The sequence below is a fragment of the Actinomadura sp. ATCC 39365 genome (genome assembly GCF_054392275.1).
The window spans coordinates 8,092,273-8,103,760 of sequence record NZ_CP184335.1 but is presented as its reverse complement, the minus strand read 5'-3'; the positions used below and the strand labels follow the sequence as shown (position 1 = coordinate 8,103,760).

Genomic DNA, 11,488 nt, shown 5'->3' with positions numbered 1-11,488 from the left:
GACGGAGTGCTGAGGGTCATGCCGCCGGAGCGGCGCCGCGGTGGAGCTGGATCGTCAGGTCCTGGCCCAGTTCGGACTCGGTCTCGGGCGAGCCCGGGGGCGGCCATCGGAGTCCTCCGTAGAGCAGGGCACGCGCACATGAGCGTGCGCACCTTCACCCGGCGGTTCCGCGGCGAGGTGGGCAGCAGCCCGCAGAAGTGGCTGGCGCAGCGGCGGCTGGCGCACGCGCGGCTGCTGCTGGAGTCCACAGATCTGAGCGTTGCGCGGATCGCCGCCGCCTGCGGCCTCGGCGACCCCGTCGCCCTGCGCAAGCATTTCAACACGTACCTGGGCCTGTCACCACTGGCCTACCGCCGCGCCCACAACGCGCCAGAACCGATGACGGCACGGTGAGCCGCGGCGACACCCCTCCCATCGCCCGGCGGAGCGATCGGGCACACCTTTGCCCTGTCGCCCACCGTCGGCTCGCGGAAGCCGTGGTCCTCCTGGCGCGGAAAGGCGGCGGCGCGTACACCATCGCCGCCATCCTCGAACGCCGCCGCCCGGCATGACCCGCTTCGCGTGTCGTGCCGGGCACAACGCGAATCCCGGTGCAGGCGCGCCGGCTGGCCGGCACGCCGAATCCCCTTGGACGACGGCCGCCGACGCCGCCATCGCCCATCGTGTGTCATCGATCGACTGCACGGCGTCACCGCGCCGGGCCGCCATGCAACCTGCTGCACCATCGGCCGACCAGCCCGCGGGAAGGCGGGTCAGCGCAGCGGGGTGGCTGCCTCGACCCGGTTGAGGTGCGCGATCACGTCGAAGGCCGCTCCCAGGGCCAGCGGCCGGTTGAACTGCTCGGGCACGTACGTGGCCGGGATGGTGAAGGTCGGACGGGCGGTGTCCAGCCACGCTCGGGTGGACGGGGTACGGCCGGCGCGGCGCAGGTCCACGTAGTAGTCGCGGTAGCGCACCCGGTCCAGGACGGCCTCGCTGCTGGCCGGGACAGGGGAGCCGGTGTCGAAGACCGCGACCTGGCCGGTCTTGGGGTCGGTGGCGCGGAAGCGGCCGCTGTGGATGGTGGTGCCGATCGCCACATAGGAGGCGCCGGCCAGGGAGCGCAGGACGGCGCCCTGGGTGACCGGGTACAGGTCGGGCCAGGCCGAGACGTAGCCGATGTGCCCGTTGTGCGCGGCCGCCACCGTCTTGGTGCCGGTGTTGCGCTGCCACCACACGGTGTTCTCGGCCATGGCCCGGTCACGGTGACGGTGCAGGGCCGACCCGTCCAGTGCGTACATGGTGGTCATCTGGACGATGACGCGGGCCTCCTGCAGGACCCGCGGGCTCGCCTTGCCGCTCTTGTCCAGCAGGCGGTAGGCGGCCTGAGCGTCGCCGGCCAGGGCGGTGCGCCGCTCGGCCGGCAGCTCGGCCAGGGTGTTCATCCGTTCCTCCACACCGGCGGGCAGGGCGAGCAGGCCCGCGTAGCGGCGACGCAGTTCGGGCTCCAGCGACGGCTGGTGCTTCTCGGCCCACGCGAGGATGCGCCGGTACTGCTCGGGATTGACGTCGCCGATGTCGAATCCCATCACGCGCAGCTTGCGTGAGGCGGTGCGGTTGTAGTCGCGCATCCACTCGTACAGGTCCACCCACTCCTGGGTCTTCCACGAGCGGTAGGACTGCTGGAACTCCTCGGCCATGATCGTGCGCAGGTCGCCCTTGCCGGTGCGCACGTACGCGTCCAGGCGGACGCCGGCCGACCAGGTCGCCTCCAGCGCCAGCGTGGTGAAGCCCTGGGTCTGCACCAGGTGCCGGAACATCCGGTGCCGCAGCGTGAACAGCTCCTTCGAGCCGTGCGTGACCTCGCCGATCCCCACGATGGTGGCGCCCTTGGTCATCGCCGACAACGCCCGCAGGTCGCGGGACGGGCCGCCCGGGACGGTGCTGCGCAGTTCCTGAGCGTTGCGCTCCAGGTCCGCCACCACCGGCTCCTGGCCGGCGCCGACGGCCGCCGTGGCGACGCCGGCGGTGGCGGGGGCAGGGGTGGCGAATGCCGGAGCGCTCAGGCTCGTCAGGCAGGCCGCCAGCGCCAGGGTGACCGGCACGGTGCGACGCAGAGTGTTGCTCGTCAAGACAGATCCTTACGTTGGGTGTCGGATGAAGCGATTACCAACGTAGGGAGCGGCGCAGGCGGTTTCGATCCCGCTCGCTGGCCGGTCGATGGTGGTGCTGGCTACCGCACGCCGCCCGCGGCCCAGCGCACAGGGCCGTTTTCCGGAGGCCGGGTGTCAGGGGCCGGCTTCAGGCGCTGAGGTAGCGCAGCACCGCGGCGACCCTGCGGTCCATACGGTCGCTGGGAGCCAGGCCGAGCTTGGCGAAGATGTTGCGGATGTGCTTGTGCACCGCTCCCTCGGTGATCACCATCTTGTCGGCGATGGCCAGGTTGCCCAGTCCTTCGGCCATCAGCGCGAGCACCTCGCGTTCGCGCGGGGTGAACTCCGCCAGGGGGTCGCGGCGGCGGGTGAACAGCTGGGCCACCACGTCCGGGTCGATGGCGGTGCCGCCGCCGGCGACCCGGTTCAGCGCCTCGAGGAACTGCTCGACCTTGCCGACCCGCTCCTTGAGCAGATAGCCGACTCCTTGCGTGCCGTCGGCCAGCAGGTCGGTCGCGAACGCCTGCTCGACATGCGCCGACAGCACCAGCACCCCCAGGCCCGGCTGCAGGCGCTTGGCCGCCACGGCCGCCCGGATGCCCTCGTCGGTGTGGGTGGGCGGCATGCGCACATCCACCACCGCCACATCGGGCCGGTGCTCCTCGACCGCGGCCAGGAACCCCTCGGGGTCGCTCGCGGCCGCGGCCACCTCGATGCCCTCCCCGCTCAGCAGCAGCACCAGGCCCTCGCGCAGCAGCGCGTCATCCTCAGCGATCACGACTCGCACGGCAGTTCCACCTCGATCACAGTCGGCCCCCCATCGGGGCTGGTCAGGGTCATCGTTCCGTCATGGGCCTCGACGCGGCGTCGGATGCCGGCCAGCCCGGTGCCCGCGCCGTCGCGGGCGCCGCCCTTGCCGTCGTCACGCACCTGGACGCGCAGCAACGGGCCTACACGTTCGACGACGACCTCCGCGTGCTGGGCGCCGCTGTGCCTGCCCACGTTGGTCAGCGCCTCGGCCACGGTGAAGTAGGCGGTGCTCTCCACCGACAACGGCACCTCGGCGAGCTCACCCACCCGCACCCGGCAGGGCACCGAGCATCCGGCGGCCAGCGCGTCCAGTGCGCCCGCCAGCCCCTTCTCCTCCAGGATCGGCGGCAAGATCGCGCGAACCACGCCGCGCAGCTCCGCCAGCGCCTGCTCGGCCGCGTTCCTGGCACGTTCCAGTGCGTGCGCGGCCCGGGCGGGATCGCGCTGCAGTGCACGCTCGGCCGCGGCCACCGTGACCACGACCGCGTTCAGCCGGTTCTGCGCGCCGTCGTGCAGGGCCCGCTCGATCCGGCGCAGCTCGACGGCATGCGCGCGCAGCGCACCCGCGCGGGTCGCGGTCAGCTGCGCGATGCGCTGCGACAAGTCGATCGAGGCGTGCGGGACCAGCAGTTTCCTGGCGGGCAGCGCCTGCAGGCGCGCCAGCACAGGGAAGAGACGGGCCAGGGCGACCACGACGACCATGCCGATCATCGAGGTGGCGATCGCGCCCGGCCAGGTGGTGACCGGGACGGCGAAGTTGGTGAGCTGATCCTCGCGCGACAGGAACTGCCAGTAGAGCGGGTAGGTGACCTCCCGCAGCGCCGCCACCGGCATGACCAGCCCGAGCAGGCCGCAGGCCGGGCCCACCACGGCGTAGAGGGCCAGCCAGCCCAGGTCGCGCCAGGTCGCCGGGTCGGCACGGGCCGCCCGCATCCTGGCCGCCCAGCCTCGGGGCAGCTGCTCGGCAGGCAGCCGGTACGGGCTGACGATCTCGACACCCGCGCCGGCCAGGCGCCTGCGTTCCCACTCGGCCGCGCCCCTGGTCATCGCGATCATCGCCGGCACCAGCGCCAGCCCGACCCCCACCAGGCTCAGCGCGGCCACCACCAGCCAGCACAGCGAGACGACGACGGCCATGAACGCGGTGCCGAGCCCTCCGGCCAGCCGTTCCAGACTTTCAAGGATTCCCCGCAACACTGATGCCATGGTAGGTGAAAGGGGACACAGCTTGCTCCAGCCCGCTGTACCACGGCCAGGTAGCGTCCGGGATTTCCGCAGATCGGGCCCGTTTCTAGAGTTCTGGCCATGACGGACCCCTATCGCATCCCCAGCCCTGACTCCGACCCCGCCACCTCCCGGGCCATCACATCCCGGCACGCGGCGGGCAGGCCCGCGCTGAGCAGAGGCGCTTTCGCGCTGCGCGCCCTGCTCTGGCTCGTCCTGATGGCCAGCGCGGTCGTCAACCTGATCGCCAACAGCATCGGCCGTGCCTGGTCGCTCGGCCTGCCCTCGGGCGCCGTCGCCATCGTGTGCGTCGCCGCCCTCATCGTGCACCACGTGAGCAGGCGCAAGACATGAACCACGTCGTCCCCCTCGCAGGAAGGAAGCCCGCTGCTCGGACGGCTGTCACCGAAGGGAAGGCGCACGATGCCTCGCCGTCACCGGGAGACGTTCGGGGCCGCCGGTATATTGGCCGGATGCTGATCAGAGAAGCCACCGTGGACGACTGGTCGGCCATCTGGCCGTTCTTCCACGAGATCGTCGCCGCCGGTGAGACCTTCACTTATCCGCTCGATCTCGATCAGGAAGAGGGGCGCGGCTGGTGGTTGCTGCCCGCCCCGAATCGTACGGTCGTCGCGGTCGACGACGACGGGACGATCCTCGGCACCGCGAAGATGAACAACAACCAGATGGGCAACGGCTCGCACGTCGCGAGCGCCAGCTACATGGTCGATCCAGCGCATTCCGGACGCGGTGTGGGCCGCGCGCTGTGCGAGTACACCATCGAGTGGGCCCGCGCCATGGGTTTCCGCTCGATGCAGTTCAACGCGGTCGTGGAGACAAACGAGACGGCGGTGCGGCTGTACCGGCGGCTCGGATTCGAGGTGCTCGGCACCGTGCCGGAGGGCTTCTGCAGTCCGGTGAAGGGCTACGTCGGACTGCACATCATGTACCGCGCTCTGTGACGGTTCCCCACGACGCGCCCGGCCAGTGCCGCCGGACCGCCTGCAGGCGGTCCGGTGCCTGGCCGAGCAGCCGGCTGTGCTGAGGGCTTGATGACGTCCGCCGGCGGGACGGTCAGGTGCAGAAAGAGGTCCAGGCGGCGCGGCCCGCCGGGTCGCGCAGGCGGTAGTCGCCCGTGGACCAGTCGAGGTCGAAGTAGAGCGCCCACAAGGAGGCGTGCTGGCCGAGGTAGGCGGTCATCTGGCCGAGCCAGGCGGCGCGGCGGGTGCCGTCGTCGCCCGCGGCGATGTGGCTGCCGAGTTCGGCCACGCCGTGCGGGAGGTTCTCGGCCTGGTTGACGGCGTACGTGCGGTCGAGCAGGGCGGCCGGGCTGAGGTACTGGCCTTTGGCGGCGGTGGTGTCGTAGTTGTAGACGTCCCAGGCCAGGACGTCGATGGCGGTGCTGCCGGGGTAGTAGTCGTGCCAGTCGCGGCCTGAGGCCGGGTCCACCGTCCAGCCCATCAGGATGAGCGTGGCTCGCAGGCGGGGGTTGGCCGCCTCGTCGGCCAGCGCGGCGAGGTGACTCCAGGCCTGACGGTAGGCCGCGGCGGTGAACTCGCCGTTTCTGATGTTGTCCTCGGGCTCGTGGTAGTAGGTCCAGTAGATGTCCTGGTCGGCCGGTGCCGCGGCGAACCAGGCGCGCATCGCGGCGTCGTGGGTTCCGGCGACGATCGCGGCGGGGGCGGCCTTGAACGAGATGACCATGGGGCGTTTGCCCGCGTTCAGCTTGCCGGGCCAGGGGTCGGGCAGGCCGCCGTAGAAGACGCGTACCGCCTTCAGCCCGCCGAACAGGGAGTCCTCGCGAGCCAGCGCCTGCTGATAGGTCTCGCCGGTCTCGGCGGCGAAGGACGCTCCGCACAGCGTCGGCCGGGTGTAGGTGACGATCAGGCGGGGGCCCAGGTCACCGGCCTCGCGCGAGTGCACGACGGTCGCCGACTCCGCGCTCGGGTTGGTCATCGCGAAGGAGTACGTCCCGGCCGTGCGCACCGTGGCGGAGACGTCGAAGCCGAGACTGGTGGCGCCCGGCGCGGGCAGGGTGGCGGTGGCCACGACGGGGCCGGGCGCGGGCCGGAGGGGGTAGGTCATGGACTCGGTCCAGGAGTTGTCGGCGACCGAGCGTAGTTCGGTGACGGCGGCCTGCTGCTCGGTCTTCTGGTACAGCATCTCCAGCCGGGCCGAGGCGATGCTCTGCCCGGCCGGCGGGGCGGGCACGGAGAACTTCAGGTATGCCTGGCTGTGCCAGGGAGTGCTCCAGTTCGAGGCCGCGAGTTTGGCCGACGTCCCATAGACGGTTCCCGGCGCCTCGGCCACCACGTAGGTGTCGGCGACGGGTGCGATGCCGTCGCGTGCCGCCTGTGCCGCCTGTGCCGAGGCCGGCAGGGGAGCGAGGCCGCCGAGCAGCAGGCTCGGAAGGAAGGCCCAGACACGTAATCTCACGGATGAGCGGAAACTTCTTCGTCGCACGTCTCTCCCTGTTGTCTGTGAAGTCGTCCCCTGTCGGAACACATTTCTCGGCCCAGGCATGAGGATTGCCCGTAACCTCCAGGAAAAGGCGAACCGGGCCACGTCGGATGCCATGACAAGAATCAATGGACACGAAAAAAGATGCGGCCGCGGCCATTTGCCGCCCGGCTGCACATCTGCATTCCCGGAGATCGTCGGTCGGTCACCAACGTTTGTCAACCCCAGCTACGACGGCGTGTCCCGGCGCGGGCGGTGTGCGTTCACCTGACTGACGGCACCGCAATCCGCGGCCGTCCGTTGACTACGGTCGGTTGTTGATCGGCCACGCTTTGCGATTTACCCTGGGTGTCGTGGGGAAGACCTGGGATCGCCGGAGATCTTCCCGCCGCCTCAGAGAAGATCAGGAGTCCGCATGAAGTCTCGTCTCGCGTTCGCCGCCCTCACTGCCGCGGCCGTCACCGTCAGCCCGTTGGCCGCCGCCGCCCCGGCCCTGGCCGCCAGTGGCGAGGTGGTGGTCTACACCACCGCACTCCAGCCCCTGTTCGTGTACGCCAACCCCAACGGCTGCCACAACCTGCCCCCTGACCCCCATCAGATTTACAACCGGACCAACGGCGACGTCCGCCTCTACGCCTTCCCGGGATGCATCGGCCCGGTCGCGTGGATACTCAAGCCGGGTTACGGCGTGGACACCCCTCCCATCGGGAGCTTCTCCGCCTAGCACGAACATGCGGAAGCCCTCGCACTCCGGCTGTGCGAGGGCTTCCGCATGTTCGGGGACCGCGGCCCCGCATGGATGTCATGCGCGCCGTTCAGCAGAGTTCGCGGTACGGCGCGTCCGGGACGTAGCGCGACCAGTCGGTACGGGAAGGGTGGCCGCCTACGCGGGTGCACAGCAGGACGGCGGCGCGGGGGCCGTCGGTGACGTAGGTGAACAGGGCGCCGTCGCCGGTCAGCGCGTACAGGGTGCGGCCGTCGGGGGAGAAGGACAGGGCGAGCACGGGGCCCGCGGTGCCGGGGAACGGGAGGTCGGCGACCTGGCCGGTGGAGGTGTCGCGTACGCGTATGCGCTGGTCCCTGTCGACGGTGGCGAGGGTGCGGCCGTCGGGGGAGGAGGCGGCGGCGTCGACGCCGGCCTCGCTGACCAGCGGCGGCTCGATGAGGCGGCCCGTACGCAGATCGGCGAGGTACAGCGCGTTGACGCCGGTGAGCGCGTACCGGGGGTCGGGCGCGAGGCCGCTCAGCGACCCGCCGACGGCATCGGTGGTGATCCGCCGGACCGTCCGCCCGGAGGCGACGTCGAGGAGCACGAGCCCGTCGTCGTCGCGTGCCACCACTTCCCGGCCGCCGGGCAGGAAGGCGAAACTCCCGTAGGTCGCGTTCACCGTGTGGGCCGGCCGCCAGGAGGGGGTGGCGGTCCAGAGCTGGGTGGCCCGTTCCTCCTGGCAGGTGCCAGGGGCGCGGTAGGTCGTGGCGGCGGCGAGCGTCCTGCCGTCGGGGCCGAACGTGAGGTCGCCGACCCGCCACAGATCGCCCGTCCGGCGGGGCGGGCGGCGGGAGAGGCGGGCCAGTTCGCGGCCGGTGGCGACGTCGCTGATCCGTACGGCTCCGTCGGGGGTGACCGCCGCGAGGGTGGCGCCGTCCGGGCTGAGGGTCACCGCGTGCGCGGGGTCGTTCGAGGCGGCGCACGGCGAGGTCGCCTCCGTGCCCTGGAAGATCAGGGTGGGCCCGACCTGGCGGCGGGTGCGCAGGTCCCACACCCGTACGCCGCCAGGCCCGGCCGTGGCGGCCCGTCCCGCCCCGACCGCCAGCGCCGCCTGCACGGCCTCCCCGCCCAGCCGATCGGGCGCGGTCCAGGCGGCGACGTCGGCGAACCGTACGCCGCCCGGCCGTACCGTGTAGGCCAGGCCGCGGCCGTCGCCGGTGAACGCCAGCTCCTCCACCAGGGACGGCAGGCCCGGTACGACGGTCGCCGACCGGCGGGCGCGTACGTCCCAGAGACGCAGGCCCTGGCTGCTCGCGGTCGCCAGCCACCGCCCGCCGGGGTCCGTGGCGAAGCTCTCCACGTGCTCCCCGGCCGCGGCGTGGCCGGCGAGCTCGGCGCCGGTGCCGGCGTCCCAGAAACGGAGCTCGACGGCGTGGCTGATCAGGGTCCTGCCGTCCGGGGTGAAGCGCAGGGCCCGGATCTGGTCGTCGGAGGGCGGGACGGTGAAGGCGCGTGCCGTACGTCCCGACGCGAGGTCCACCAGCTCCACCCGGCGGTCCGCGCCGGCCAGCGCGAGGGTGGACCCGTCGGGGCTCAGGGCCGCCGCCGTGACCGTCTTCCTGGTCAGCGTGCGCACGACGGTGCCGCGGCGCAGGTCGAGGACCGAGACCGGCCTGCCGGAGTCGTACGTGAACACCGCCGCCCTGCCGCCCCCGGCGGCGAAGACCGCTCCGTTGCCGACCAGGGGCAGCTCGTGCAGCAGGCGGCCGTCGCGCACGCCGAACAGGCGGGCCGTGGACTGGTAGGCGTCGATGGCGAGCAGGAGGGAGGCGTCCGGGCTGAGGAAGCTGTTCGCGCAACATCCGGGCGAGGCGATCGTGCCCAGCGTCCGGCGCGTGGCCGGGTCGCGGACCGTCGCGCCGTCGCTGTCCCAGGTCAGGACGTGCCCTCGGGCCGACACGGCGACGTACCTGCCGTCGATGCCCGTACTGACGTCGGCCTGGCCGAGCGAGGCCAGCAGCCCGAGCCGCGCCTCGGGCACGGGGGACAGGCGCCAGGCGGCGAGGCTGAGCTGCATCGCCGTGGTGGGCGTGTGCAGGCGCAGCGCGGGCACCCGCGCGGCGAGCCCGCGGGCGATCGCCTCGTCCCGCTGCCCGGTGACGGTACGTCGCTGCGTCTCGGCCAGCGTGCCCAGGACCGCCGCCACCGCGAGCAGCGCGGCGAGCAGGGCGAGCAGCAGAGCCCGGCGCCGCCTGCGACGGCCCGCCAGCGCGGCCGAGGCGGCGAGGAAGCGCCGTTCGACCGGGTTGAGCCGTAGGTGCCGCCTGGTCTGGCCGGCCCAGCGGTGGTCGCGTTCGAGCGCGGAGCCCTGGTGCAGGTCGGCGTCCTTGTGCCCGTTCGCCGCCCATGCCCGGGCCGCGTCGCGCAGCCGTTCGAGATCGGCCAGGCCGGGACGTTCGTCGGCCAGCCAGCCGCGCAGCCGGTGCCAGGCGACGGGCAGGGCGGGCGAGGCGATGCGCACGCCGTCCGCGTCGCCGGTCAGCACCCCCGCCCGGCGCAGGGCCTCGACGGCGACGGGCGCCGCCGGGTCGTCGCCGAGTTCGTCCGGGGTGGCGGATCCGAGCTGGTCGCCGGGGCCGACCAGGCGTACCAGGAGGCCGGGGACGGCGGCCTGCGCGGGCTCGGGCAGCGCCGCGAACGCCTGCTCGGCGCGCTCGCCGAGCGGCGGCCGTACGGCGCCGTTCCGGGCGGCGACGACGCCCGCCGCCCGGCTGCCGGCCTCCATGAGGCTCCCGTGGGCGGCCCGGTGTTCCAGCAGGCCGAGCAGGAGGTCGCGGGCCGCCGGACGCCCTTCCGGCCGCTCGGCCAGCCCCGCGTTCACGAGCGCGCGCAGCGGCTCCGGCAGCGGGACGGTGTGCGCCTGCGCCCGGTACGGCGGACGGCCCGACGCGGCGTACAACATGACGGCCGCCCAGCCGTAGACGTCGGCCGCCCGGCCCGCGGGGGCGCCGCGCAGCACCTCGGGGGCCATGTAGAGCGGGGTGCCGACGGCGCCGCCCGGCGTGATCGAGCCGGTGAGCAGCCGGGCGATGCCGAAGTCGATGACGCGGGGCCCGTCGGGGCCCAGCAGCACGTTGTCCGGTTTGAGATCGCGGTGCACCACGCCCGCGCGGTGGACCGCCACCAGGGCCGTGGCCACCCCCACCGCCAGCCGGTGCAACTCGTCGCCGTGGAAGGGGCCGTGTTCCCGGACCGCCGCGCGCAGGCTCGCCCCCGACACGAACTCGCTGACGATGTACGGCCGCTCGGCCTCCAGGTCGAAGTCGAGGATCCTGGCGGTGCAGAAGGGGGCGATCCTCGACAAGGCCCGTACTTCGCCGTCGGGCGGGCGGAGGGAGGCCGCCCCGGCGTGCAGCACCTTGACCGCCACCCGGTCGCCGGCCGGCCCGTACGCCTCGTAGACGACGCCCTGGCCACCCGCGCCGAGGCGCCCCGCGAGGGTGTACGCGCCGATGCGCTGGGGGTCACCGTCGAGGAGCGGGCTCCAAGCCACGCCCCATTGTGCGCGCGAGGCCGTCACGAACGTCAATGCCCGACCGGCCGCCCGTTAAGTCTGCGGTTAACGCACCATTGCGGAACCCCGCGTTGTTCCCGCACGCCGCACCGGCGAAGCTGATCCAGCATGAAACACCGCAAGAAGGACCATCCATGACCGGCAACCGCGCCAGAGGAGATCAGTGAACGTCGTCTCCTCCACGGTCGTCTTCACCGTCGACGACCTGGCGAGCTCCAGCCGCTTCTTCACCACCCATCTGGGGTTCCGCGAGACGCTCGGCACCCCGGACCTCGTCTGGCTGAGCCGCGACGACGCGGCCGCCGACATCCTGCTGCACCGCCGCGACCTCGAACAGCCTCGCCAGGCGAGCGCCCAGCCGGTGGTGGCGTTCACCGTCACCGGCCTGGCGCGCGAGTACGAGCGGCTGCGGTCCGAGGGCGCGCCGGTCGCCGGGCCGCCGCGGCGCACTCCGTGGGGCGAGTGGCTGGTCCGCCTCACCGACCCCAACGGCATCGTCGTCGAGCTGACCGAATGGATCACGCCGAGCGGCGCCTGATCTCCCCTCCGGCGGACGGCCGCAGCAGGCCGCTCACCGTC

At 72.6% G+C, this 11,488-nt stretch carries 10 protein-coding genes; 5 read left to right on the top strand and 5 right to left on the bottom strand.

From position 1 onward, the window contains the following. Positions 1 to 18: 18 nt before the first annotated feature. A complete protein-coding gene (locus ACNF49_RS39200) occupies positions 19 to 393 on the top strand; it encodes a helix-turn-helix domain-containing protein (RefSeq protein ID WP_498703870.1) in 375 nt (124 codons plus the stop codon). Positions 394 to 752: 359 nt separating this feature from the next. On the opposite strand, the gene ACNF49_RS39195 is transcribed toward ACNF49_RS39200, so the two are convergent. From ACNF49_RS39195 to ACNF49_RS39185, 3 genes are all read right to left on the bottom strand, one after another. Beyond that, complete coding sequence (locus tag ACNF49_RS39195) at positions 753 to 2,111, bottom strand: erythromycin esterase family protein (protein WP_482940830.1); 1,359 nt, start codon at positions 2,109 to 2,111, stop codon at positions 753 to 755. A gap of 169 nt (positions 2,112 to 2,280) precedes the next feature. After that, the gene (locus tag ACNF49_RS39190) at positions 2,281 to 2,919 is read right to left on the bottom strand and encodes a response regulator transcription factor (protein ID WP_357971323.1); all 639 of its coding nucleotides are present in this window, start codon (positions 2,917 to 2,919) and stop codon (positions 2,281 to 2,283) included. Beyond that, the gene (locus ACNF49_RS39185) at positions 2,907 to 4,148 is read right to left on the bottom strand and encodes a sensor histidine kinase (RefSeq protein WP_482940829.1); all 1,242 of its coding nucleotides are present in this window, start codon (positions 4,146 to 4,148) and stop codon (positions 2,907 to 2,909) included. Before ACNF49_RS39185 ends, ACNF49_RS39190 begins: the two co-directional genes overlap by 13 nt. Before the next feature lie 99 nt (positions 4,149 to 4,247). Between ACNF49_RS39185 and ACNF49_RS39180 the strand changes: the two genes are divergently transcribed. Together ACNF49_RS39180 and ACNF49_RS39175 are read left to right on the top strand one after the other, a co-directional pair. Next, positions 4,248 to 4,520, top strand: a complete 273-nt coding sequence (locus ACNF49_RS39180) for a hypothetical protein (protein ID WP_482940828.1) — start codon at positions 4,248 to 4,250, stop codon at positions 4,518 to 4,520. A 119-nt stretch (positions 4,521 to 4,639) separates the two neighbouring features. Further along, complete coding sequence (locus tag ACNF49_RS39175) at positions 4,640 to 5,128, top strand: GNAT family N-acetyltransferase (RefSeq protein WP_357971562.1); 489 nt, start codon at positions 4,640 to 4,642, stop codon at positions 5,126 to 5,128. Positions 5,129 to 5,240: 112 nt separating this feature from the next. Here ACNF49_RS39175 and ACNF49_RS39170 read toward each other — a convergent pair whose 3' ends face one another. Further along, positions 5,241 to 6,602: a CBM96 family carbohydrate-binding protein gene (locus ACNF49_RS39170; protein WP_482940827.1), complete on the bottom strand. Its 1,362-nt coding sequence runs from the start codon at positions 6,600 to 6,602 to the stop codon at positions 5,241 to 5,243. 439 nt (positions 6,603 to 7,041) lie between these two features. On the opposite strand from ACNF49_RS39170, the gene ACNF49_RS39165 reads away from it, so the two are divergent. After that, positions 7,042 to 7,350, top strand: a complete 309-nt coding sequence (locus ACNF49_RS39165) for a hypothetical protein (RefSeq protein WP_482940826.1) — start codon at positions 7,042 to 7,044, stop codon at positions 7,348 to 7,350. 91 nt (positions 7,351 to 7,441) lie between these two features. Here the strand turns inward: ACNF49_RS39165 and ACNF49_RS39160 are convergent, their stop codons facing one another. Beyond that, the gene (locus ACNF49_RS39160; RefSeq protein WP_482940825.1) at positions 7,442 to 10,888 is read right to left on the bottom strand and encodes a protein kinase domain-containing protein; all 3,447 of its coding nucleotides are present in this window, start codon (positions 10,886 to 10,888) and stop codon (positions 7,442 to 7,444) included. Positions 10,889 to 11,072: 184 nt separating this feature from the next. On the opposite strand from ACNF49_RS39160, the gene ACNF49_RS39155 reads away from it, so the two are divergent. Then, positions 11,073 to 11,447: a VOC family protein gene (locus ACNF49_RS39155; protein WP_357971317.1), complete on the top strand. Its 375-nt coding sequence runs from the start codon at positions 11,073 to 11,075 to the stop codon at positions 11,445 to 11,447. Positions 11,448 to 11,488 lie beyond the last annotated feature (41 nt).